The following is a 22,768-nucleotide window of genomic DNA, read 5'->3' as shown; positions in this document are numbered from 1 at the left end:
GGCGCTCCCTCGGCGGGCGGTGGGGACGGCTGTGTCATGCGGGAAGGACGAGTCCGGACGGCGTCGCGGTTGCGCCGGGGGAGCGGGGCAAGGCGACACGCGCCGTTGGGTTGCCCTCAAGGGGGAGATTTCCGAGATCTCATCCGTAAGGAGGAGAACCCGGTCATCCGTGCCCAACTTTTGCGGGAGGGCGAATGCTCCCCCACGGGGATGTTCTTCGAGTCATCGGCTGATGAGGTTGAGGGGTGCACAGTCCTAGCCCAGGGGCCCCTCACCAGGTCCCGTCCCCCGCAGACATCGAAGCCCGACTCACCGCGGAGCTGGCCTCGGTGGTCGCGGGCGCCCGCAGGCGTGCGCTGCGCGACGGGGACCGGCAGCTGGACACCGCGCACCTGCTGCACTCGCTGATGGAGAGCGACCCCGAGGTGCGGGCCGCGTTCGAGGACGGGCCGCAGGTGGCGCGCGTGCTGGGGTACCTGGTGCAGCGCAGCATCGGGTACGGCCTGCGCTGGCAGGGATCCGTCGAGGACTCGGGGGCGGTGCCCCTGATGACCCAGCCCGGCTGGTCGCCCAGCGCCCTGACGGCGATGGAGTACGCGCTGCGCCGGGCCACCGCGCGCCGCGGTGAACAGGTCACCGGCCGGGACCTCCTGGCCGCGCTCGCCGCCGACCCGGAGTGCCGGGCCGTCCAGGTGTTCCAGCACGCGGGAGTGGACGCGACCGCGCTGACCGGCCGCCTGGGAGAGCCGTCCGGCAGGGAGCTGACCGGCCGCCCCGCAGAGCCCTCCCCTCAGGTCTGAAAGCCTCAGGTCTGAAAGCCGCTGAACGGGGCCGCTCCGAGGCCTTGCGCACGGCCGAATTCCGCCCCTCCGTCTCGACAGGTGTCACGCGGATGACGGTCCTGACCCGGGCTGCCATGATGTGCCGATGCACGCGTCTCAGGGAAGAAGCGTCGGCCTGGGACTCGCCCTGGTGTCGGCCTTCGCGTTCGGTGGTTCAGGTGTGGCGGCCAAGCCGCTCATCGAGGCGGGGCTCGACCCGCTGCACGTGGTGTGGCTGCGGGTGACCGGGGCCGCGCTCGTCATGCTCCCGGTGGCCTGGCGCCACCGCCGCCTGGTGCTGCGCAGACCCGCGCTGCTCGCCGGGTTCGGACTCCTTGCCGTCGCCGGCGTCCAGGCCTGCTACTTCGCCTCCATATCGCGCATACCCGTCGGCGTCGCCCTCCTCGTCGAATATCTGGCGCCCGCGCTCGTCCTCGGCTGGGTCCGGTTCGTGCAGCGCAGGCCGGTGAGCCGCGCCGCCGCGCTCGGTGTGGTGCTCGCCGTCGGCGGCCTCGCCTGTGTCGTCGAGGTCTGGTCCGGGCTGAGCTTCGACGCGGTCGGACTGCTCCTCGCACTCGGCGCGGCCTGCTGCCAGGTCGGTTACTTCGTCCTGTCCGACCAGAACGGCGAGGGCGAGGACGCGGCCGACCCGCTCGGCGTCATCGCCCACGGCCTGCTCATCGGCGCGCTCGTCCTGACCGTCGTGGCCCGGCCCTGGGACATGAAGTGGTCGGTGCTCGGCGGCAGCGCCGACATGAACGGCTCCCGGGTTCCGGCTGTGCTACTGCTCTGCTGGATCGTGCTGATCGCGACCGTCGTCGCGTACGTCACCGGCGTCATCTCGGTGCGCAAGCTCTCCCCGCCGGTGGCCGGCGTGGTCGCCTGCCTGGAGGCGGTGCTCGCGACCGTCTTCGCCTGGGTCCTGCTCGGCGAGCACCTCTCGACGCCGCAGATCATCGGCGGTGCGGTGGTCCTGACCGGCGCGTTCATCGCCCAGTCCGCCGCCCCCGGAGCGGCCTCGGGGCCGGTCGCCTCGGGCGGTCCCGCGCCAGCCGAAGGGGAGTTGTCGGCCGGGCGGTCCGCCGCCTAAGGTGACGATCATGCATTCGACCGTACTGCCGCCTCCCGCCGCGTAACGCGGGCGGCCGCTCCTGACGAAGACCCGGCTCGGGCAGTCCCCGAGCGGCTCGTCGCTGCCCGCGTACTCCACGCCAGCGTCCAGCCAGCTGTCTTCCTCCTCGGAGTACGTACGTGTCGAACTCTTCAACGGGCCTTGCCACGGGCCCCTCCGCCACCCTGCCCGTCGGGCGCGGTCTGCTCTATCTCGCCTTCGCCGGAGTCGCCTGGGGCACCGCGGGCGGCGCCGCGGCCCTGGTCTTCGGAGCCAGCGACCTCGGGCCGCTCGCCCTGTCCTTCTGGCGCTGCGCCGGCGGACTCGTCCTCCTGCTCGGCGCGCGGGCGCTGCGCCGCCGCCCCGCCACCAAGGCGGCTGAACCGCGCGGCCGCCGGCTGCTGCGCATCCTCGGCAGCGGCATCGGCCTGATGATCTTCCAGAGCGCTTACTTCGCCGCGGTCGAGGCCACCGGGCTCGCGGTCGCGACCGTGGTGACCCTGGGCGCTGGCCCGGTCCTCATCGCGCTCGGCGCCCGCGTCGCCCTGGGCGAGCGGATCGGCTGGGCCGGCACCGCGGCCGTCGCCGGGGCGCTGGCCGGGCTCGCGGTCCTCTGGATCGGCAACGGCGGCGGCACCGTCCGGCCCGCCGGAGTCGTCCTCGCCCTGGTGTCGGCCGCCGGGTACGCGGCCATCACCCTGCTGACCAGGTGGCTCGGCCGCGACGGAGGGACCGCCGACGCGTCGGCCACCACGGCCTGGGCCTTCGGCGTCGCGGCCCTGTGCCTGCTCCCCTTCGCGGGCGCGGAGGGCCTGCTTCCGCACACCGTGGAGCCGCTGCGGGTGGTCTTCCTGCTCCTCTACGTGGCGGCCGTGCCCACGGCGCTCGCGTACGCGCTCTACTTCGCCGGGGCCGCGGTCGTCCGCGCCGCGACCGTGTCCGTGATCATGCTGCTCGAACCGGTCAGCGCGGCCGTGATCGCGGTGTCGGTGCTCGGCGAACGGATCACCGCGGCGACCGCGGCCGGCACCACGCTGCTGCTCCTCGCGGTGATCGGGCTCGCGGCGGCCGAGACGCGGCAGGCGGCGAGGTCGCGCCGCGAGCCGGTGGCGCCGTAGCGAGCGGTGGGCCCCCGTCGGACGGGGGCCCACCACCCCTTCGTGACCGGCGGCCGCCTCAGAGCGCCGACAGGTAGCCGGGCACGGGCAGCGCCGGGTCCAGACCGTCCGCCGGGACGGGGGCGCCGTAGCCCGGGGCGAGCGGCAGGACGCCGGACCAGTGGGGGAGCGCGAGGTCCTCGGGGTCGTCGTTCGGGCCGCCGGTGCGGAGCTTCGCCGAGACCTCGTTCAGGTCGAGGCTGATCACCGCGGTCGCGGCCAGCTCCTTCGCGTTGGCCGGGCGCGAGTCGAGGGCGCGGCCCGGGACGACGTGGTCCACCAGCGCGTCGAGCGCGGCGCGCTTCTCCTCGGGATCGGTGACCTCGTGGGCGATGCCGTGCACCACCACCGAGCGGTAGTTGATCGAGTGGTGGAAGGCGGACTTGGCCAGGACCAGGCCGTCGACATGGGTCACGGTCAGGCACACCGGAAGGCCGGGATCGGCCTGGCCCGCCGCGCGCAGCGGGCGGGAACCGGTCGAGCCGTGTATGTAGAGCCGCTCGCCGACCCGGCCGAAGAGCGTCGGCAGCACGACGGGCGCGCCGTCGCGGACGAAGCCCAGGTGGCAGACGTACGCCTCGTCGAGGATGCCGTGCACCAGCTCGCGGTCGTACGAGGCCCGCTCGCGCGAGCGGGTCGGTACGGTGCGGTCGGTCGCCTGATAGGGGGCCGCGGTCGCGGTGTCCGACATTGCGTTCTCCATTGCACTAGTGCATAATCTGGTTTGTGCTAGGAGAATATCGGATCGAGGGGCGTCGCGCATCGGAGATTGCCGAGAGCGTGGAGCGCGCGGTGGGTGCCGGAGGGCTCGAACCGGGCCAACTGCTGCCTCCGCTCAGGGAGTTGGCGACCGAGCTCGGCGTCAATCCCAATACGGTCGCGGCCGCCTACCGGCTGCTGCGCGACCGCGGGGTGATCGAGACGGCGGGCCGGCGCGGCAGCCGCGTGCGCCCGAGGCCCGCGAGCACCGCCCGCGACCTCATCCGCGTGGACGTGCCCGACGGCGTGCGCAACATCGCCGACGGCAACCCGGACGCGGCGCTGCTCCCGCCGCTCGACGAGGCGCTGGCCGCCGCCGCCCGCAGCAACGCCGAACGGCCCGGGCGTTACATGTACGGGCAGGAGCCCGTGGACGAGGAACTCGCGCGCCTGGCCCGCGCCGACTTCGACGAAGGAGGCGTGCCGGACGGGCCGGTCGGCGTGCTCTCGGGTTCGCTCGACGCCATCGAGCGGGTGCTCACCGCGCACCTGCGCCCCGGCGACGCCGTGGCGATCGAGGATCCCGGCTGGGGCGCGCTGCTCGACCTCGTACCGGCGCTGGGGCTGCGGCCCGAACCCATGGCGCTCGACGACGAGGGCCCGCTGCCCGACGGGCTCGAACGCGCACTGGCCGCGGGCGCCAAGGCCGTCGTGATCACCTGCCGGGCGCAGAACCCGACGGGCGCCGCCGTGAGCGCGGCCCGCGCCCGGGCCCTGCGCGAACTGCTGGCCGCGCACCCAGGGGTGCTGCTCATCGAGGACGACCACGGCCACGGCATGGTCGACCTGCCGCTGCATCCGGTCGCCCCGGTCACCGAGCACTGGGCCTTCGTGCGGTCCGTGGCCAAGGCGTACGGGCCGGATCTGCGGCTCGCCGTGCTGACCGGGGACGCCGTCACTCTCGACCGGGTGCGCGGACGCCAGCGGCTCGGCCCCGGCTGGGTCAGCCGACTGCTCCAGCGGGCCGTCGTCGAGCTGTGGACGTCGGGCGCCGTCGACCCGGCGAAGGTCGCGCGCTCGTACCGCGAACGGCGCGCGGGCCTGTTGCGGGCGCTGCGCGAGCGGGGCGTCGAGGCGCGCGGGCGCAGCGGCTTCGTGGTCTGGGTGCCGGTGCCCGACGAGACGGGCGCGGTGTCCCGGCTGCTGCACGCGGGCTGGGCGGTGGCGCCCGGCGCCCGCTTCCGGATGGCTTCGGCGCCCGGCGTGCGCCTCACCGTGTCGAGCCTGACCCAGGACGACATCGGGCCGCTCGCGGACGCGATCGCCGCCGCGATCGGCCCGGGCCCCGGGACGCGCTACGCCTACTGAGCCTTCGGCTTCGCGCGGGCGCGGCTCTGGGTGAGGGCCGCGCCCGCGAGCACGATGGCCGCGCCGACCGGCGTGTTCCAGCTGAGGCTCTCGCCGAGGACCGCGACACCGGCCGCCGTGGCGATCACCGGGATGAAGTAGGTGACCATCTGCGCCGTGGTCGGCCCCACCTCGTTGACGAGCCCGTACTGGACGAGCACCGCGAGACCCGTGCCGAGTGCGCCGAGCGCCGCGACGGCGAGCAGCGGGACGAGCGGGAAGGAGCTCGGGAAACCGGCGAACAGCGGGGTGACCAGGGCCAGTTGGAGGGTGGCGACGCCGAGCTGTGAGCCGATCAGGGACAGGTTGGAGTGGCCGCTGCCCGCGAGCGTGCGCCGGACGTAGATCCAGCCGATCGGGTAGCAGAGTGAGGCGAGCAGCGCCATCGCGGTGCCCGTGACGTCCAGGCCGTGGAAGCCCTGCCAGGCACCGAGCACCGTGAGCACCCCGAGGAAGCCGAGGCCGAGACCCGCGACCCGGCGGCGGGTCGGCCGGTCCTCGGAGAGCGCGACCAACGACAGCGCCATGCCCCACAGCGGCGAGGTCGCGTTGCAGATGCCGGCCAGCGTCGACGGAATCGTCAGTTCCGAGTAGGCGAAGAGCGAGAACGGTGCGGCGTTGAGGAGCAGCGCCGCCACGGTCAGATGCAGCCAGGTGCGGCGACCGCGCGGCAGCCGCTCGCGCTTGACGGCCATCGCCACGGCGAGCACCAGCGTGCCGAAGAGCAGTCGTCCGAAGGTCACCTGGAACGGGGCGTAGCCGTCCGTGCCGACCTTGATCAGCAGAAAACTGAAGCCCCAGATCAGGGAAAGCGCCGCGAACCGGATGCGCCAGTCCAGGGCGGGGCGGCGCGGGGTGGTCGTCGGGGTCGGTGGGGAGGAGGTGGCCCGGGACGGGGCGCTGGTGCTCATGGCGACCAGAATGCGGCGCAGAACTACGTAGCACAAGCGAGAATTCATGCGCGTAATCAGTTAGCATCGCTTACATGTTGAATCTGGAGCGCCTGCGCACCCTCGACGCGGTGGCCCGGCACGGCTCGGTGGGCGGCGCGGCCGACACCCTGCACGTGACCACCTCCGCCGTCTCCCAGCAGCTCGCCAAGCTGGAGCGGGAGGCCGGCCAGCCGCTGCTCGCCAAGAACGGACGCGGCGTGCGGCTCACCGACGCCGGCCGGCTCCTTGCCGAGCACGCCACGCGCATCCTGTCCCAAGTCCAGGTGGCCCAGGCCGAGTTGGAGGCCCAGCGCGGCCGGGTCGTCGGTGAGCTCAGGATCGCGGGCTTCGCCACCGCCGCCCGGGGGCTCTTCCCCGCGGCGCTCGCCTCGCTGCGCGCCGAGCACCCGCAGCTCGCCGTCCGCTCCGACGAGCTGGAGGCCGACGAGTCGGTGCGGGGCGTGCTGCTCGGCGACCTCGACCTCGCGCTCGTACTCGACTGGTACAACAAGCCGCTGCCGCTGCCCGACGGGCTCGCCAAGCGGGCGGTCCTCGACGACCTCGCGGACGTCGCCCTGTCCGCCGGGCATCCGCTGGCCGGCCGGGACGTGGTGGACCTGGAGGAGTTCGCCGACGACGAGTGGATCACCTGGCCCGAGGGCGAGTTCTGCAGCGAGTGGCTGATGTTCACCCTGCGCGGCAAGGGGATCGAGCCGAGGATCGCCCATGTGGCCCGCGAGCACGCCACCCAACTCGCCCTGGTCGAAGCCGGTTTGGGGGTCAGCATCGCCCCGCGCCTCGGCCGCGGCCCGATCCCCGACGGGGTGCGGGTGGTCCCGGTGCGCGACGCGATGAGCCGCCATGTGTACGCCGTGTGGCGCGCCGACGCCGACCGCAGGCCCTCGATCCGGGCGGCGGTCGACGCGCTGGCGGCGGCGGGGAAGGGGCTGGCCTGAGGGCCTACCGCCCGAAGTCGCCGCCCAGCTTGCGGAAGTCCCACGACACCACGGTGTCCGGCGTCAGCCGCAGCCACGCGTGCCGCCCGTCGTGGAACATCTCGTCCAGGCCGAAGTTCTTCGCCGCGAACTCCCGCTCCACATCGAGGAGTTCGGGACACGGCTCCCCGGTGCGCGGGGCTTCGCCGACCGGGACGACGCTGCCGCTGAGCTCCACCCCGCGCAGCTCCCCGTACTCCGTCCCGTCGTCCACCACCACCGCGACGCGCGGGTCCTTGCCGAGCTGGGTCCAGCGGCGGCTGCGGGTGATCGAGTACAGCCAGAGCGAGCCGCCGTGCCAGACGTACCAGAGCGGGGCGACGTGCGGCTTTCCGTCGGCCGAGACGGTGGCGACCCGGCAGGTGCGCTGCTCGCCGAGGAAGGCGTCGCGCTCCTCGTCGGTCATCATGATCCGGCGGCCCCGGCGCTGCGTGGCGGTCATCTGTGCCATCCCTTCCACGAGTGCGTGCAAGCATTCTGACGATGTGTCAGAAATCATGGCGCGCTCTTCCCTCGTAACGCAATGGCGGTTAGCCTCCCGCGCCATGGCGACGAAGGAACTCCTCGCGGAACAGCTCGACCCCGCCTCCACGGTCCTGCTGACCGTCGAATGCCAGCAGGGCGTGGTTGGCGCGGACAGCGCACTGCCCGAACTCGCCAAGGTGGCAAGGGAGTCGGGGGCCCTGCACAACGTGGCCCGTCTGGTGGCGGGCGCGCACGAGGCGGGCGTCCAGGTGCTGCACGCGGTCGCGGAGCGCCGCCCCGACGGGCGCGGGGCCAGCCGCAACGCGCGCTTGTTCCGGGCCGCCGAGCGGCTGCCCGTGCAGCAGTACTCGGGCTCGCGGGCGGTGCGGATCGCCGAGCCGATCGAGGTGGCCGACGAGGACATCGTCGTACGCCGACTGCACGGCCTCTCACCCGTGGCCGGCACGGACGTGGACCCGCTGCTCCGCAACCTCGGCTGCCGCACCCTGATCGTCACCGGCGTCTCGGCGAACGTGGCGATCCCCAACGCGGTCTTCGACGCGGTCAACCTCGGCTACACGGTGGTGGTCGCGGCCGACGCGATCGCGGGGGTGCCGGCCGACTACACCCCCGCGATGATCCGCAACACCCTCGCGCTGGTCGCCACGGTGGCCGCCACCGACGACATCCTGGGCTGCCTCAAGGTGACCCGCCGCGTCACGCGAGCTTGATCGAATCCCCCTCGACGGAGATCGCGGCGGCGGGCAGCGGGGACGGCGCGGGGCCGCCCTTGACGCTGCCGTCGGCGACATCGAACTTGCTGCCGTGGCAAGGGCAGTTGATGGTTCCGCCCGACACCGACGACACGGCGCAGCCCTGATGCGTGCACTTCGCCGAGAACGCCTTGAACTGCCCCGCGGTCGGCTGGGTGACCACGACGCCCTGCGCGGCGAAGATCTTCCCGCCGCCCTGCGGGATGTCCGACGTCTTGCCGAGCACGCCCCCGGCGTCCTTGCCGCCGCCGTCCCCGGCGGGCTTGGTGTCGTCGGCCCCACCCGCGTTGTCCGAGCCGCCCCCGCAAGCGGTGAGCGCGGCGGCGAGCCCGGCCGCGCCGACACACGCGATGACGGTGCGGCGCGCCGGTACCTGCACGGGTACGGACTGCGATTCGGTGCTCATGCTGACTGTCCTCTCGACGTACGACGCGTAGCTGCGTGAGGGTGTACGGGAGGGACGCGCGGGGCGTTCAGCGATCCGCCCGGTTCTCAGGAACCGGGCGGTCGGGGCCGGGTAGTCGCGGCCGGGTGGTCAGACCCCCGTCGTCAGCTTGCAGGGGACCTGGAGGGAGACCGTCGTCGGGCCGCCCGGGGGGCTGCTGATGCCGAGGGTGCCGTCGAAGGCGCCGATGCGGCGTTCGATGCCGAGCAGGCCGCTGCCCGCCTCGGCGCCCGCGCCGCCGTGGCCGTCGTCCGTGACGGTGATGAAGAGGGCGCCGGCGCGGTGCTGAAGGTCGATCAGGACGCGGCGGGCGCCGGAGTGCTTGGTCGCGTTGGCCAGCAGCTCGCAGACGGCGAAGTAGCCGGCGGATTCCACGGCGGGCTCCGGCCGGGCCGGCAGGTTCGCGGTGACGTGGACCTGGAGGTGGCTCTCCAGGGCGAGGGAGCGTACGGCGTCGACCAGGCCCCGGTCGGCGAGCACGGGCGGGTGGATGCCGCGGACCAGATTGCGCAGTTCCTCCAGGGCCTGCACCGAGGCGTCCCGGGTCTCGGCCAGCAGGGCGCGGGCGGCCTCGGGGTTCTGGTCGAGGAGCGACTCCGCGGCGCCGATCTTCATGCCCATGGCGAGCAGGCGGGCCTGCGCGCCGTCGTGCAGGTCGCGCTCGATGCGGCGGATCTCGGCGGCGGAGGAGTCCACCACGTCGGTGCGGGTCCGGGCCAGGTGCTGGACGCGGTGCGACATGCGGGACCGCTCGGTGGGGGCGAGCACCGAGTGCGTCAGACGGGCGTGCAGGCGCAGTACGTACGGTGCGATGAAGAGGCCGACGGGGATCTCGACGAAGCCGAGCACGGCGGCCATGACGGCGTCGTCGTGGTCGTTGAGCGGGATGAACATGTACCAACTGCCGTCCCAGGCGGTGACCACCGGCTCCCAGATCAGCGGCAGCAGCAGACCGAAGACGCCGTGCGCGAGCATGCCGAACGGAATGATCGCGAGCAGCCCGCCGACGGTGATGGAGACCTGTGCCCACAGCAGGTCACGCCAGGTGGCGCTGTCGGTGAAGAGCGCCTCGCACCTGCGCCAGGCGCCCAGCCAGCCGCTCCGCGCCGGGGGAGCGGCCCGGTAGGGGGAGGCGATCTCCACCCCGCTCGCGGCGGTCATCCGGCGCTGCGCCCGGGCGGACCAGCGCACCGCCGCGACCATGGGCGGGACCAGGAACAGGCCGACGCCTATGACCACCAGGGACATCGCGGTGAGCGCGAACCAGGCGAGGAACACGGCAAGCAGCCCCAGGCCGAACATGGCGAGCCCGCGGCCCATCGCCACCCAGCCCGCCGTGAACCACGAGCGTCCCTGCCGCACTCCGTGCGGGGAACCGGTCGAACCATCCGTCATGTCAGTCGTCTCCATGTTGCTCGGCCCGGGAGGATCACCCCCGTCGTCTTACGTTGATCATCTTGGGCGTCGCGCGGGCGAAGGTCAGTAGGCCTAGGCCTACCTCTTGCGGGAGGTGACACCCGTCCCGCGCGCGGGTGCCTGGGGCCGCAGGCCGCGGCCGCCCAGCAGGATGAGCAGGGAGGGGAGGGTCAGTGCCCGTACGAGAGTGGCGTTCAGGGCCACCGCGGTGATCAGGACGACGCTGAGCCGCCCCACTTCCCCGGAGCACAGCTGCGTGGCGAGCGCGAACACGGTGCCCATGACGGTGGCGCCGCCGGTGACGGCGTCCGACGTGCCGGTCAGGCCGCGCACGGTGGCCTCGCGCGCGGGCATCCCATGAGCCCCGGACTCCAGGACGTGATCGACCACGAAGCGGTGGAAGTTCACGGAGACCGCGAGGGCGAGAACGAAACTCAACAGCGGCGCCCAGGCGGCGGTGGTGCTGTGGCCCCAAGTACCCGGGGCCTGCCGGGGTTTCCACACCGTCAGGATCAGCAGGGCGAGCCCGCAGGACGCGGCGGACGCCAGGGCGCTGGGCAGCGTGACCGCGAGGGCGGCGGGGGCGGAGCGGAACACGGCGGTCAGGGCGGCGAAGGTCAGCAGGACCGCGGAGAGGGCCACTGCGGCCACCGTCAGCTCGGTGGCGGTGCCGTCCGACGCGCCGCCGATGCCGGTCGGGCCGCCCGTCGAACCGGTCGGGTCCCACCACAGCAGTGGCAGGGCGAGCAGGCCGAGCACGACAGTTGAGGACACCAGTGTCACGACCGGCCGCCGGACGCCGGGCCGCAGCAGCGCGGGCCACAGCCGGGGCGGGCCGAGCCGGTAGGCCAGCCGCCACAGGACGGGCAGCCGGGGCCAGCCCAACCGCCGTCCGTAGCGGGCACAGACGGCGGGCAGCACGGTGAGGGAGGCCAGCATGACGGCTGCCACGGTGAGGATCACCCCGGTCGCCACGGCGGACAGCATCGCGTCGCCGGAGGCATACAGGCCGCAGGTCACCACGATCGTCACGCAGCAGGACCGCAGCACGGAGCGGCTGGAGGCGGCCGCGGTGCCGGCCGGGCCCGGCCGGTCGGGCCAGCGGCGCCAGGTCAGCCGCTCGCGCCACAGGTAGATCAGTGAATGGACCAGGCCGAGCGACGCCCCGAGGACGGCGGCGAGCGCGAGCACCGACAGTGTCGGGCCGTGGTCCGCGAAACACAGCGCCGCGAGCGCCCACCAGCCCGTCGCGGCGGCCACGGCGCTGAGGGCGACGAGCACCGTGAGGAGCGCCGGTGGGATCGCGGCGAGCAGGCAGGTCATCACCACCAGGACCACCGTCGCCGCGATCAGCAGCGTGCCCGCGGGGCCCACCCCCGTGAAGCCGCCGCTGAAGGGTTCGGCCGCGCCGGCCCGCGCGGTGTCCAGCCAGACGGTGCGGCGCGCGTGCAGGGCAAGGCCACCCCCGGTCACCGAGGCGGTCACGATGCACAGCCAGAGTGCGATCGCCCGCCGGGGATGACCGGCGCTCCAGCCGGCCACCCGGTCCACGGCCGCCGCCAGGCCTGTCACGACCACGGGTACCTCTTTCTCTTGAGCCTCCCCTGGAGCCCGGATGTGTGTTCAGGGGCAGGGCGCTCACCATGCTGGTGGTGTGCCGCCCCGAGCGCACACCTGTTAAGCCGCCCTTCAAAAGTGGGCCTAGCACCACTGCGGAAATTCCGAACTCGCCCCGAATGGCTCTTGATAAAGGCTGTCATTGGGCGGTCACTCGGCTGTCAGTGGCTTTCGCAACACTGTCCTGGACAGCACGCCGGTGGGTTACAAAAGACGGGGAGCGCGAGAGTGCCGAGATTTGCCGGAGCGGCTGAATGACATCGTTGACGGCCGTTTCCACCTATCTCCCGAAGAGTGTCCCCATCGCTGAACTCGCGGAAGAATCTGCAGTGGACGAAGCGCAGACGAAGCGCTTCCAGCGATTCTACGGACTCTCCGCGGTCTGCCGTTCCCCGCACCGTCGGGAGGACGAGCTGCTGCTCGCCGCGGCGTCCGAACTCGACGCGCTGCGCGGACAGGAGGACCGGGTCCGGTATGTGATCCAGGCCCGTACATTTGTCAGCAGCAGTCCGGATCCTACCAGTTCACTCCGGCGTGTCGCCGAGGAACTCGGGCTGCGCCGGGCTGCTGTCCTTTCGGTGACGCAGCAGGCTTGCGCATCGGGAATGCAAGCCGTGGACACCGCCCGCACGTTGCTGGCCGCCGACGGTGACCCGGAGGCGCTCGCCTTGGTCCTGACCGGCGAGAAGACCTTCACCCCGGCGGCGCGCGGGGTCCCGCGGAGCAATATCGGGGGAGAGGGCGCGGCCGCCGTCCTGGTGCGGCTCGGCGGTGCCCAGGACGGCGACCGGATTCTCGGACACGCCTGCCGTACGCACGGCCGGTTCTATGACGACGTCATCACCGGCGAGGAATCGCCCGCCGAATTCAACAAGGCCTATACCGGCGCGCTCGCCGAAGTGATGCGGGCCGCCTGCGAGGAGGCCGGGATCTCTTTCGACGACATTGACCTGGTCATCCCGCACAACGTCAACACCATTTCCTGGAGAGGGGTTTCCGGGGAGGTCGGGATTCCCATGGAGCGTATCTTCCTGGACAACATCCCCGTCACCGGTCACTGCTTCGCCGCCGACCCGTTCATCAATTACGGAACGGCCGCCGAACGCGGTCTTCTGCGGCCGGGAGCGCACTATCTCCTGACGGCGGTCGGCCTCGGCGCGACCTTCTCGGCGATGGTCGTCCAGCACTGAGCACGCAACGGCGCCGACGACATGATCGAAAGCGCGCTCACCGTCGAACCCGCCGGCCAGCCGGTGAGGTGAAGGGAACCACGGAAATCATGGAAACTCTGCTGCCGGGATTCAACGCCCGGCTGAAGTCCGCCGTAGCCGGAGCGACGAGCACCCCCTTCGTCTTCCTCGGGAACTTCGAGGTCGAGGAGCAGTGGGCGGTGGGGGAGCCCGGGCTGCCCCGCCTCGGGTTCACCGACGGCGGCGCCGTGGTGAACTCCATGGACGAGTTCGCCCTGCTCCTGGCGGGGGAGGGCGACCACGTCGTCCTCAAGGACCGCCCCGATCCCGGGTACTTGACGTATCTCGAAGGGCTGGGCCTGAAGCTGCCCGCCGTGCACGTCGTCACCGCCCCGGAGCCGCGGCGCACCGTGACCCAGGACGTGCTCGCCGACCCCGCTCTGCGGGCCGCCCTCGCCTCGCTCGCCGGGACGGACGGACCGGCCCCGCTGCTGTACGCACACGGCGTCTCGCTGGTCGAGGAGGAGCTGTCCCGGGCGACCGGGCTCGGGCTCGCCCACCCGACGGCCGCCGTCTGCAAGGCCGTCAACAGCAAGATCTACAGCCGTCGCCTCGCCGACGAGCTGGGCCTGGCCCAGCCGCGCGGCTGGGCGTGCGACACCGTCGCCGAGTTCGACGCGGCGGTCGGCGCGGCCCGTGAACTCCTCGCGCAGGGACGCAAGATCGTCCTCAAGGACGCCTTCGGCGTGTCCGGCAAGGGCATCATGGTCGTCGAGAGCGAGCGGCGCCTGGACCGCGTCCACCGCATGGTCCTCTCCCGGGCCGAAAAAGCCGGCAGCGACCGGGTCGGCCTCGTCGTCGAGGAGTGGGTGGCCAAGCAGACCGACCTCAACTACCAGGTCACGGTCGGTCGCGACGGCTCGGTGCACTTCGACTTCGTCAAGGAGGCCCTCACCGAGGGCGGCACCCACAAGGGCCACCGCATGCCCGCCCGGCTCAGTGCCGAGCAGGCCGCACAGATCACCGACGCCGGACCGCGCATCGGCGAACGCCTGGCCGCCGACGGGTACTTCGGGGTCGCGGGCATGGACGCGCTGCTGACCCCGGACGGCGGCGTCTTCCCGGTCATCGAGATCAACGCGCGGAACAACATGTCCACGTATCAGGTGCTCCTCCAGGAGGCCTTCGTCGGCGAGGGCCGCGTCGCGCTCGCCCGGCACTACCCGCTGAAGCCGGTCGAGCCCGTCGCCTTCGACACCCTGAGCCGCGCCCTTGACGGGCTGCTGCTCGACCGCCCCGACGGCAGCGGCCTGCTGGTCAACAACTTCGCCACGGTCAACGCGGCCGTGCGCGCCGCCGAAGCAGCCGCGGACGCCACCGCGAGCACCGACGGCCGGCTCTACGGCCTCGTCGTGGCCGACACCGCGGAGCAGGTCGTCGCGATCGACACAGAGATCACCGCCCGCCTCGCCGCGGTGACGGAAGGAGTCCGACATGACAGCTGAGTTCGAGATCCAGGGCATCGGCGTCGGCGAACTCGCCGAGCGGTACGGCACGCCCCTGTACGTGTACGACGGCGACGCCCTCGCCGCGCACTTCCAGCGCCTCCGCGCGCTCCTGCACCCGCGCGCCGAGATCTTCTTCTCCCTCAAGGCCAACCCGAACATCTCCGTCTGCGCGCTGCTCGGCGCGCAGGGAGCCCGCGCGGAGATCTCCTCCATGACCGAGCTGATCACCGCCCGGCGGGCCGGCATCGAGCCCGAGAACATCATCTTCCTCGGCCCCGGCAAGAGCCGCGAAGAACTGGCCGCCTGCCTCGACGAGGGCATCCACGCCATCATCTGCGAGTCGCTCGGCGAACTCGACCTCATCGACGAGCTCGCCCGGGAACGCGGCACCACCGCGGACGTCGCTCTGCGCGTCAACCCCAGCTTCTCGGTCAAGGGCTCGGGACTGACGATGGGCGGCAAGCCCCGGCAGTTCGGCATCGACGAGGCCCAGCTCCTCGACCTGCCCGACCTGACGGAGCGTCATCCGCAGGTGCGTCTGATGGGCGTCCAGGTCTACCTCGGCACCCGCATCCTCGACGAGGACGTCATCGCCGAGAACACCGGCCGCATCCTCGACCTGGCCGAGCGGATCGCCGAGAAGCTCGGCTTCCCGCTCGAACTGGTCGACTTCGGCGGCGGGTTCGGCGTCGCGTACTTCGACGGCGAGCGGGACCTCGACCCGGAGGCGCTCGCCGCCCGGCTGAACCCCGTCATCGAGGCGTTCGCGGCACGGCACCCGGCGACCCGGCTCATCAACGAGCTGGGCCGCTACCTCACCGCGCCGTTCGGCACGTACGTGACCCGGGTCCGCTACGTGAAGACGTCGATGAACGAGAACTTCGCGGTCGTCGACGGCGGCACCAACCACCACATGGCGGCCGTCGGCATCGGCTCCTTCGTCAAGCGGAACTTCCCGATCCAGCTGCTCGACCGGACCGACGAGGAAGCCACCGAGAGCTGGAACATCACCGGCCCGCTCTGCACCCCCAACGACACCCTCGGCAAGAAGGCGAAACTGCCCGCGCTGCGACCCGGCGACCTCATCGGCGTACTGCGCTCCGGCGCCTACGGCCCGACCGCCTCGCCGGTGCACTTCCTCAGCCACGGCTACCCCGCCGAGGTGCTCGTCGCCGGGGGCCGCAGCCACCTGGTCGGCGAACGCGAGCAGGCCGGGGACCTGCTGCGCCGCCAGCACCTGTACGTACCCGAGAACCCCGCAACACAGGACAACTGAGCTATCCACAAAGGGAATTGGCCCACGGGCCGTACCCGGCGACGATCCATGAGAAAGAGGAGCGACACCATGACCCAGACCATCGACACCGCAGCCCAGGACCGGACCATCGCGACCGTCCGCGAGGCGCTGGCCGACGTGCTCGAACGCGAGCTGCCGGACCTCGGCGGCGACGCCCGGCTCTTCGACGACTACGGCCTGGACTCCACCGGCGTGCTCGACCTGCTGATGCGCCTGGAAGAGGCCTTCGACGTCGAGTTCGACACCGAGGAGCTGGAGATGCACCACTTCGCGACCGTCCGCACGCTGGCCGACTACGTGGCCGCCGCGGCGAGCGCGTAGTCGTGTACCGCACCGGCTCCCTCGACCGGCCCGCCCCGGTCCGCGCGCATCCGGACGGCCGGGCCGACCGGACGGCGGGCGGGCTGCGGCTCGTCGCGGCCGAGCACCGCACCTTCGGCGCCAAGGCTCCGGCGCCCGCGGACCCGTTCCTGGTCCGGCTCTACTCGGACATGGCCGAGCAGTACGGCACCACGTTCGACCGCGAGCGCCTGGAGCGGGCCAACCGCACCACCTTCGCCGAGATGGCGGCGGACCTGGTCGGGGCGCTCCCCCCGCTCACCCACCCCTTCGACCTGGTCCTCGTCGCCTCGGCCGTGCCCGACTTCGACACCCGCCTGTCGGCGGCTTCGTACCTCACCGAGGCGCTGCCCGGCGACCCCCTGGCCTTCGCCGTGGGGGAGCAGGGCGACGCCGGCCCGCACACCGCGCTGCGGCTCGCGGCCCAGTACGCGCGCCAGGGCCAGGGCCGCCAGGTCCTGATCACCGTCATGGACCAGACCACGGTGCCCTCCGACCCCCTGCCGCCGCGCCAGGGCGAGGACGCGCGCGACAGCGCGGTCGCCCTGCTGCTCGCCGAGGACGGTCCTGGCGCACCCCTGTCGGTGCGCCAGGAGAGCGCCCTTGGCGCAGACGGGGCCCGCGCCCTGCTGGCCGAGGCGCTGGCCGGGCCGCTCTCGGGCAGTGCCGCGCCGGCCGTGATCCTCGGACCGGGCTTCGACGCCCGACGCGACCTCCCGGCCGGGTTCTCCGGCGAAGTGCTGATCCCGTCACCAGAGTTTCCCTGCACCGGGGCGTGGGCGGTGCTCACCGAGCAGCTGCCCCGCTGGACGGGCAGCGGCGGCCGCGTCGTGGTCGCCGACTACGAACCGGAAGTGGGCCAACTCTCCCTGAGCACCGCCGACTTCACGCTCGCCGCCGCGCCGGTCGCCGCGGCGTGACCCGTGCCACGCGTCCGCCGCGGGACACCGTGCACGTCTGGCGGATCCCGCTGACCGCACCGCCGCCGCTGCTCGCCCGGCTGTCCGCCGTACTGGACGCCGAGGAGCGGCGGCGCGGGGCGGCCGCCGCGTTTGTGGACACCCGGCGCCGCCACACCGTCTCGCACGGCGCCATGCGCCACATCCTCGGCCACTACCTGGACCGCCCGCCGAAAGACCTGATCTTCAGGCACGGCGACTGGGGCAAACCGGAGCTCGCCGGTCACGAGGAACTCCGCTTCAGCCTCTCCCACTGCGACGACCTCGCACTGCTCGCCGTCACCGCCGGCCGCGACGTCGGCGTCGACGTGGAGCGCGTGCACGGCGACGACCGGACCCGGCTCGCGGACCGCCACTTCCCCCCGGACGAGGCCGCATGGGTACGCGCCGCAGGAGGCGGCCGGGCGGAAGCCGCGGCCCGCTTCGCCCGGCTGTGGACGCGCAAGGAGGCATGGGTGAAAGCAGCCGGGGGACGGCTGCTTGAGAACTTCCACCTGCCGGTGTCCGGCCCCGACATCGGGGCGCTCCAGGATCCCGCGGGCCGCCTCCCCGGCAGCTGGCGGCTGTCCGGGCTGCCCGCTCCGGACGGCTACGCCGCCGCGCTGGCCCTCGCGGGCGCCCGGCCCTTCACGGCCGAGCTCAAATCGTGGCCCGGTTGGACTGGTTGAGGTAGGCGAGCACCGCCCGTACCCGCCGGTTGTCGTCCTTGGACGGCAGCAGGTGCAGCTTGCTGAAGATGTTGTTGATGTGCTTCCCGATCGCCTTGTCGGTGACGAACAGCGACTCGGCGATCCGGGCGTTCGACTTGCCCTCGGCCATCTGCCCGAGCACCTCGAACTCCCGCTGGGTCAGACTCTCAAGGAGCTCGTTGCGGGCGCCGCTGCCCAGCAGGTGCTTGATCACCTTGGGGTCCATGGCGGTCCCGCCGCCCGCGACGCTGCGTACCGCCTCGATGAACTGGCCGCTGTTGAGCACCCGGTCCTTCAGCAGATAGCCGACCGAGCCCACCCCGTCCGCCAGCAACTCGCGGGCGTAGAGCTGCTCCACGTACTGCGAGAGCACCAGGACCGGCAGCCCGGGAATGCGGCGGCGCGCCTCAAGGGCCACCTGGATTCCCTCATCCGTGTACGAGGGGGGAAGCCGCACATCGACCACGGCCACGTCGGGGCGCTGCTCGACGAGCGCCGTCAGCAGGTCCGGCGCGTTGTCGACGGACGCCACGATGGAAAAGCCGTTGGCGGTCAGCAGACGCTCCAGACCCTCCCTCAGAAGAAAGAGGTCTTCTCCGAGGACGACACGCATCATGGCCCTTTCCACGGCGGCCTGCGGTTCGGCGCCGGACCACCGCGGACAGCGCATGTACGGCTGCGACGGTACCCGGCGCCAATGACAGGCCAATGACATTTCCCGTACGAAACGGCTCGGCGGGGCTTCCTCGCGACGGTAAGTGACCCGTCATTGAAACGTCATTGAGCTCAGGAAGTGTGATGCCGTCAGCGTTTCGGACCCAATGATGGAGTGTCCATGCCCGCCTCTGGCAATGAGGTCCCGTCCTTCTCCGTCATCTCAGGTGCCCAGGTGCACCAGGTGCTGGACGGCCAGGAGAAGCAGATCGTCGAGCTGGTCGATTACGCCTACCGCGTCCACGGAATCGGCGACACGGTCAACCCGCCCTCGTATTTCCTGCGCTTCGAGGACCGGCCGTCCTCACGCATCATCGCGCTGCCCGCCTCGGTCGGCGGGGAGATCGGCGTCGACGGCATCAAGTGGATTTCGAGTTTCCCCGAGAACATCACCCAGGGGCTGCCGCGCGCCTCCGCCGTCCTCATCCTCAACGACCAGAAGACCGGCTACCCCTTCGCCTGCATGGAGAGCTCCATCGTGAGCGCCGTGCGCACCGCAGCCTCGGCGGCGCTCGCGGCCGACTGGCTCACCCGTGAGCGCGGCCGTCCGGTCCGGGTGGGCTTCATCGGGACCGGCCTCATCGCCCGCTACATCCACACCTATCTGACCGGCAGCGGCTGGACGTTCGACGAGGTGGGGGTGCACGACCTCAGCACCGAGTACGCCGCCGGCTTCGGCTCCTACCTGGAGCAGTCCGGATCCCCGGCCCGCATCACCGTCCACGACGACGCCGAGAGCCTGATCCGCTCCAGCGACCTGGTCGTCTTCGCGACCGTCGCGGGCGCCCCGCACGTGACCAACCCGGGCTGGTTCTCGCACAACCCGGTGGTCCTCAACGTCTCGCTGCGCGACCTCGGCCCCGAGGTCATCAAGGCCTCCTCCAACGTGGTCGACGACGTCGAACACGTCCTGAAGGCCGACACCTCGGTCCACCTCGTCGAGCAGGAGGTCGGCAACCGCTACTTCCTGAACGGGACGCTGCACAACGTCATGACCGGAATGGTGAAGATACCCACCAACCGGCCCGTGGTGTTCTCCCCGTTCGGCCTCGGCGTGCTCGACCTGACGGTCGCCAAGTACGTGTACGACGAGCTCGTCCGCGCGGGCGAACTGGGCGTCGTCGACGGCTTCTTCCACGAACTCTCGCGGCACGGGAAGAAGTAACGCTCTCCCCGCCACCGGGACCATTCTCTTTGCGGTTGGGAGACCCCTGACTTGACAGTGATATCGACCCCCCATGAATTCAATGTGCCCGATCTCTTCGTGGACCTGAAGGACATCCTCGGGGACCAGCTCTATCTGAAGTGCGAAGGCTTCAACTTCGCCGGCTCCATCAAGCTGAAGGCCGCCGTCGAGATGGTGACCCGGGGCGAGCGGGCCGGAACGCTGCGGCCCGGAATGACGCTCGTCGAGTCCTCCTCGGGGAATCTGGGCGTCGCCCTCAGCCTGGTGGCCGCGAGCATGGGCTACCGCTTCGTGTGCGTCACCGACAACCGGTGCACCCTCGCCAACCGGCAGCGCATGGAGAACCTCGGCGCCCAGGTCCGCGTCATCACCGCCCCCGACGAAACCGGTGGCTTCCTCGGCGCCCGCATCCGGCACGTCAGAGAACTGTGCGCCGCCAACACCGACTACGTCTGGCTCAACCAGTACGCCAACCCCGGCAACTGGATGAGCCACTACCGCACCACCGGGCCCGAGATCGCCGCCCAATTCCCGGACCTGGACGTCCTGTTCATCGGCGCCGGCACCACCGGCACCCTCATGGGCTGCGCACGCTACTTCCGCGAGCAGCACCCGGCCGTCACCGTGGTCGCCGTCGACAGCGTCGGATCGGTCACCTTCGGCACCCCGCCGGGCCCGCGCATGATCCCGGGCCTGGGCACCAGCGTCCGCCCGGAACTCCTCGACGAGTCGTTCGTCGACGCCGTGGTCCACGTGCCGGAGGCCGACACCATCCGGATGTGCCACCGCCTGGTGAAGGGCGGCTTCGTCTTCGGCGGCTCCACCGGGACGGTCCTGAGCGGCGCCCAGAAGTGGATCGGCGAGAACCGGCCGGAGCGCGACATCGTCGGCGTCGCGATCTCCCCCGACCTCGGCGACCACTACATGGACACCGTCTACCGGGACAAGTGGGTCCAGGACATCTACGGCCTCGACGGCGCCGACCTGCCGGAACGCCCCGGGCCCGCCGCACCGCCCCCACGGCCGCAGATGGAGACCGCCTCCATCGACTCGGCCCGCTGATCCGCATTTCCCGTTGAAGGTCCTCCAGGAGGTATTGCTGTCATGAACGCACGTTTCCCATCCGGTCTGCCGCTCACCATGGCCCAGACCGAGATCTGGTTCGACGAGCAGTTCACCGACGGCTCCCTCGCCTACAACATGGCCGACCACTTCGACATCCGAGGCCCGCTGGACGCCGCCCTCCTGGAGCGGGCGCTCGGCCTGGCCCTCACCGAGGCCGAGTGCTTCCGGACCCGCTTCGTGGCGGGCACGGGGGAGCGGACCGGCGAGGTCCGCCAGATCGTCGAGCCGCTGGACGGCCTCCCGTACGTCACCGTCGACCTCAGCGGGCACGCCGACCCGGAGGCGGCGGCCCGCCAGTGGATGCGGGACGACCTGGAGCGGCCCATCGACGTGACGGCCTTCCCGCTTTTCCGGTCCGCCCTCCTCACCCTCGCCCCGGACCGGGCGTTCCTCTACCTGTGCGCCCACCACATCGTCTGCGACAGCTTCGTACGCCCCCTCTTCTACCGGCGCCTCGCCGAGCTCTACACCGCGCTGCACGAGGGTAGGCCGACCACCGAGGGCCAACTGCCGCCGCTGCACGCCCTGGTGGACGACGAGCGGGAGTACACCGCCTCGCGCCGCTTCGCCCGGGACCGCGACCACTGGGCCCGCACCTTCGCCGACGGCCCCGCCCCGGTCAGTTTCGCGCCACACGAGGTCGTCCCCGCCCGCGGGTTCCTGCGCCGCAGCGTGCGCCTTGAGGAGTCGACCGTGCGGCGGCTGCGGGCCGCCGCACGCGAGGCGGAGGTCACCTGGCCCACCCTGGTCATCGCCGCGGCCGGCGCCTACACCCAGCGCATGACCGGCGCCGACGAGATCCTGCTGACCCTGCCCGTCAACGCCCGCACCAGCGCGGCAGGCCGCTCGGTGCCCGGCATGGTCGCCAACTACCTCCCGCTGCGCCTCACCGTCCACCCCGCTACGACCCCGGGCCGCCTGCTGCGCGAGGTCGCCAACTCCCTGCTGCGGACGCTGAAGCACCAGCGCTACCGCGGCGACCGGGTGCGCCGGGACATGGGGCTGCGCATGGACGACCGCAGGCCCTTCGGGCCGTTCGTCAACGTCCTGCCGCCGGAGCCGGAGCTGAGCTTCGGCGGCTGCGCGGTGACGCTGCACAACCTGTCCACCGGCATCGTCAACGACTTCATGTTCGCCGTCTCCGACTCGGCCGACGACCACGTCGAGATCCACCTCAACGCCAACCCCGAGCTGTACACGGCCGAGGAACTCGACGCCCACCGCGACCGCTTCACCGCCTTCCTCGACGCCTTCTCGCGCTGCCCCCTCGACCGGCCCCTGGCCGGGGTCGGGGTACTGGACGCGGCGGAGTCGCGGCGGCTCCTGGTGGAGTGGAACGACACCGCGCGCGACGGCGGGTTCACCGGCGTGGTCGAACGCGTACGGGAGACCGCCGCGCTGCGGCCCGGCGCGACGGCCGTCGTGGACGGCGAAACCACCGTTTCGTACGCCGAGTTGGCGCGCTGGGCCGACGATCTGGCCGCCCGTCTGAGGTCGGCCGGAGCCGGTACCGGCTCGCTGGTGGCGGTCCTCGCCGAGCCCGGCGCGCACTACGTCGGCGGCGTCCTGGGCGTGCTGGGAGCGGGCAGCGCCTGGCTGCCCCTGGACGTGGAAGCTCCGCTCGCCCGCCAGAGCGGCCTGCTGTCCGACAGCGGAGCGCGCGTCCTGCTCGCCGGCCCCGGGCAGCGCGCCCTGGCCGAGGGCATCGCGGCGGCGGCCGGGCACCCGGTCACCGTCCTCGTCCTGGACACGCCGTTCACGGACGGCCCCGTGGACCTGTCCGCTCTCCGCCCCCTGCACGGCAGTGATGACGACCTGGCCTATGTGATCTACACGTCCGGGTCGACCGGGCGTCCCAAGGGGGCGATGGTGCACCGGCGTGGCATGGTCAACCACCTCCTTGCGAAGGTGGAGGACCTCGGC

Annotated in this window: 22 protein-coding genes; 15 read left to right on the top strand and 7 right to left on the bottom strand. The window is 72.0% G+C overall.

The features are described from left to right. Positions 1-245 precede the first annotated feature (245 nt). From ADK54_RS34290 to ADK54_RS34280, 3 genes are all read left to right on the top strand, one after another. Positions 246-800: a Clp protease N-terminal domain-containing protein gene (locus ADK54_RS34290; protein ID WP_053729698.1), complete on the top strand. Its 555-nt coding sequence runs from the start codon at positions 246-248 to the stop codon at positions 798-800. 127 nt (positions 801-927) lie between these two features. Further along, positions 928-1,911 (top strand): EamA family transporter, encoded by a 984-nt coding sequence (locus tag ADK54_RS34285; protein WP_053729697.1) that lies wholly within the window; start codon positions 928-930, stop codon positions 1,909-1,911. Between the two features lie 161 nt (positions 1,912-2,072). Further along, entirely contained in the window at positions 2,073-3,050 is a 978-nt protein-coding gene (locus tag ADK54_RS34280) for a DMT family transporter (RefSeq protein ID WP_053729696.1), read from the top strand. A gap of 58 nt (positions 3,051-3,108) precedes the next feature. Here the strand turns inward: ADK54_RS34280 and ADK54_RS34275 are convergent, their stop codons facing one another. Beyond that, on the bottom strand, positions 3,109-3,780 hold the full coding sequence (locus ADK54_RS34275; protein WP_234392326.1) for a pyridoxamine 5'-phosphate oxidase family protein: 672 nt from the start codon (positions 3,778-3,780) through the stop codon (positions 3,109-3,111). Between the two features lie 35 nt (positions 3,781-3,815). Here ADK54_RS34275 and ADK54_RS34270 point away from each other — a divergent pair, with 35 nt between their 5' ends. Next, positions 3,816-5,156 (top strand): aminotransferase class I/II-fold pyridoxal phosphate-dependent enzyme, encoded by a 1,341-nt coding sequence (locus tag ADK54_RS34270; RefSeq protein WP_053729694.1) that lies wholly within the window; start codon positions 3,816-3,818, stop codon positions 5,154-5,156. Here ADK54_RS34270 and ADK54_RS34265 read toward each other — a convergent pair. Next, positions 5,150-6,106, bottom strand: a complete 957-nt coding sequence (locus tag ADK54_RS34265; protein ID WP_420717454.1) for a DMT family transporter — start codon at positions 6,104-6,106, stop codon at positions 5,150-5,152. The two genes, ADK54_RS34270 and ADK54_RS34265, sit on opposite strands and share 7 nt — an antisense overlap. 74 nt (positions 6,107-6,180) lie before the next feature. On the opposite strand from ADK54_RS34265, the gene ADK54_RS34260 reads away from it, so the two are divergent. Then, positions 6,181-7,083 (top strand): LysR family transcriptional regulator, encoded by a 903-nt coding sequence (locus tag ADK54_RS34260; protein WP_053729692.1) that lies wholly within the window; start codon positions 6,181-6,183, stop codon positions 7,081-7,083. Positions 7,084-7,087: 4 nt separating this feature from the next. Here the strand turns inward: ADK54_RS34260 and ADK54_RS34255 are convergent, their stop codons facing one another. Then, positions 7,088-7,564, bottom strand: coding sequence for a pyridoxamine 5'-phosphate oxidase family protein (locus ADK54_RS34255; protein WP_053729719.1), 477 nt, complete (start codon positions 7,562-7,564; stop codon positions 7,088-7,090). A 103-nt stretch (positions 7,565-7,667) separates the two neighbouring features. Between ADK54_RS34255 and ADK54_RS34250 the strand changes: the two genes are divergently transcribed. Further along, the gene (locus tag ADK54_RS34250; RefSeq protein ID WP_053729691.1) at positions 7,668-8,318 is read left to right on the top strand and encodes an isochorismatase family protein; all 651 of its coding nucleotides are present in this window, start codon (positions 7,668-7,670) and stop codon (positions 8,316-8,318) included. Here ADK54_RS34250 and ADK54_RS34245 read toward each other — a convergent pair. From ADK54_RS34245 to ADK54_RS34235, 3 genes are all read right to left on the bottom strand, one after another. Next, complete coding sequence (locus ADK54_RS34245) at positions 8,305-8,766, bottom strand: Rieske (2Fe-2S) protein (RefSeq protein WP_053729690.1); 462 nt, start codon at positions 8,764-8,766, stop codon at positions 8,305-8,307. The two genes, ADK54_RS34250 and ADK54_RS34245, sit on opposite strands and share 14 nt — an antisense overlap. Before the next feature lie 129 nt (positions 8,767-8,895). Continuing rightward, positions 8,896-10,200 carry a sensor histidine kinase gene (locus ADK54_RS34240; RefSeq protein ID WP_107090685.1) on the bottom strand — a complete coding sequence of 435 codons (1,305 nt, stop codon included), beginning with the start codon at positions 10,198-10,200 and terminating at the stop codon, positions 8,896-8,898. Positions 10,201-10,299: 99 nt separating this feature from the next. Further along, complete coding sequence (locus ADK54_RS34235) at positions 10,300-11,799, bottom strand: MMPL family transporter (RefSeq protein WP_053729689.1); 1,500 nt, start codon at positions 11,797-11,799, stop codon at positions 10,300-10,302. A gap of 368 nt (positions 11,800-12,167) precedes the next feature. On the opposite strand from ADK54_RS34235, the gene ADK54_RS34230 reads away from it, so the two are divergent. From ADK54_RS34230 to ADK54_RS34205, 6 genes are all read left to right on the top strand, one after another. Beyond that, positions 12,168-13,028: a 3-oxoacyl-[acyl-carrier-protein] synthase III C-terminal domain-containing protein gene (locus tag ADK54_RS34230; protein ID WP_234392325.1), complete on the top strand. Its 861-nt coding sequence runs from the start codon at positions 12,168-12,170 to the stop codon at positions 13,026-13,028. A gap of 89 nt (positions 13,029-13,117) precedes the next feature. Continuing rightward, entirely contained in the window at positions 13,118-14,533 is a 1,416-nt protein-coding gene (locus tag ADK54_RS34225; protein WP_053729687.1) for an ATP-grasp domain-containing protein, read from the top strand. Further along, the gene (gene lysA, locus ADK54_RS34220; RefSeq protein ID WP_053729686.1) at positions 14,523-15,812 is read left to right on the top strand and encodes a diaminopimelate decarboxylase; all 1,290 of its coding nucleotides are present in this window, start codon (positions 14,523-14,525) and stop codon (positions 15,810-15,812) included. The genes ADK54_RS34225 and lysA overlap by 11 nt, the downstream gene beginning before the upstream one ends. Before the next feature lie 69 nt (positions 15,813-15,881). Next, positions 15,882-16,154, top strand: coding sequence for an acyl carrier protein (locus ADK54_RS34215; RefSeq protein WP_053729685.1), 273 nt, complete (start codon positions 15,882-15,884; stop codon positions 16,152-16,154). 2 nt (positions 16,155-16,156) lie between these two features. Continuing rightward, entirely contained in the window at positions 16,157-17,092 is a 936-nt protein-coding gene (locus tag ADK54_RS34210) for a hypothetical protein (RefSeq protein WP_053729684.1), read from the top strand. Beyond that, entirely contained in the window at positions 17,089-17,799 is a 711-nt protein-coding gene (locus ADK54_RS34205; RefSeq protein ID WP_053729683.1) for a 4'-phosphopantetheinyl transferase family protein, read from the top strand. Before ADK54_RS34210 ends, ADK54_RS34205 begins: the two co-directional genes overlap by 4 nt. Here the strand turns inward: ADK54_RS34205 and ADK54_RS34200 are convergent. Next, positions 17,771-18,433: a LuxR C-terminal-related transcriptional regulator gene (locus ADK54_RS34200; protein ID WP_053729717.1), complete on the bottom strand. Its 663-nt coding sequence runs from the start codon at positions 18,431-18,433 to the stop codon at positions 17,771-17,773. The two genes, ADK54_RS34205 and ADK54_RS34200, sit on opposite strands and share 29 nt — an antisense overlap. Before the next feature lie 222 nt (positions 18,434-18,655). On the opposite strand from ADK54_RS34200, the gene sbnB reads away from it, so the two are divergent. From sbnB to ADK54_RS34185, 3 genes are all read left to right on the top strand, one after another. Continuing rightward, the gene (gene sbnB / locus ADK54_RS34195) at positions 18,656-19,699 is read left to right on the top strand and encodes a 2,3-diaminopropionate biosynthesis protein SbnB (protein WP_053729682.1); all 1,044 of its coding nucleotides are present in this window, start codon (positions 18,656-18,658) and stop codon (positions 19,697-19,699) included. A 51-nt stretch (positions 19,700-19,750) separates the two neighbouring features. Continuing rightward, entirely contained in the window at positions 19,751-20,782 is a 1,032-nt protein-coding gene (sbnA, locus tag ADK54_RS34190; RefSeq protein WP_078966836.1) for a 2,3-diaminopropionate biosynthesis protein SbnA, read from the top strand. Between the two features lie 42 nt (positions 20,783-20,824). Next, positions 20,825-22,768 (top strand): condensation domain-containing protein (locus tag ADK54_RS34185; protein ID WP_159047982.1); only part of this gene is annotated, 1,944 nt, incomplete at its 3' end.

The sequence above is a fragment of the Streptomyces sp. WM6378 genome (genome assembly GCF_001279695.1).
GTDB lineage: Bacteria > Actinomycetota > Actinomycetes > Streptomycetales > Streptomycetaceae > Streptomyces.
The sequence above is the reverse complement of the archived record's forward strand: the minus strand, read 5'-3'. Positions and strand labels throughout refer to the sequence as shown.

Bases quoted from the DNA above. Each gene is read 5' to 3' on its own strand.
- ADK54_RS34285 (WP_053729697.1), top strand. From the start codon at position 928: ATGCACGCGTCTCAGGGAAGAAGCGTCGGCCTGGGACTCGCCCTGGTG.
- ADK54_RS34275 (WP_234392326.1), bottom strand. From the start codon at position 3,780: ATGTCGGACACCGCGACCGCGGCCCCCTATCAGGCGACCGACCGCACC.
- ADK54_RS34265 (WP_420717454.1), bottom strand. From the start codon at position 6,106: ATGAGCACCAGCGCCCCGTCCCGGGCCACCTCCTCCCCACCGACCCCG.
- ADK54_RS34260 (WP_053729692.1), top strand. From the start codon at position 6,181: ATGTTGAATCTGGAGCGCCTGCGCACCCTCGACGCGGTGGCCCGGCAC.
- ADK54_RS34255 (WP_053729719.1), bottom strand. From the start codon at position 7,564: ATGACCGCCACGCAGCGCCGGGGCCGCCGGATCATGATGACCGACGAG.
- ADK54_RS34250 (WP_053729691.1), top strand. From the start codon at position 7,668: ATGGCGACGAAGGAACTCCTCGCGGAACAGCTCGACCCCGCCTCCACG.
- ADK54_RS34245 (WP_053729690.1), bottom strand. From the start codon at position 8,766: ATGAGCACCGAATCGCAGTCCGTACCCGTGCAGGTACCGGCGCGCCGC.
- ADK54_RS34240 (WP_107090685.1), bottom strand. From the start codon at position 10,200: ATGACGGATGGTTCGACCGGTTCCCCGCACGGAGTGCGGCAGGGACGC.
- ADK54_RS34225 (WP_053729687.1), top strand. From the start codon at position 13,118: ATGGAAACTCTGCTGCCGGGATTCAACGCCCGGCTGAAGTCCGCCGTA.
- lysA (WP_053729686.1), top strand. From the start codon at position 14,523: ATGACAGCTGAGTTCGAGATCCAGGGCATCGGCGTCGGCGAACTCGCC.
- ADK54_RS34215 (WP_053729685.1), top strand. From the start codon at position 15,882: ATGACCCAGACCATCGACACCGCAGCCCAGGACCGGACCATCGCGACC.
- ADK54_RS34200 (WP_053729717.1), bottom strand. From the start codon at position 18,433: ATGCGTGTCGTCCTCGGAGAAGACCTCTTTCTTCTGAGGGAGGGTCTG.
- sbnB (WP_053729682.1), top strand. From the start codon at position 18,656: ATGCCCGCCTCTGGCAATGAGGTCCCGTCCTTCTCCGTCATCTCAGGT.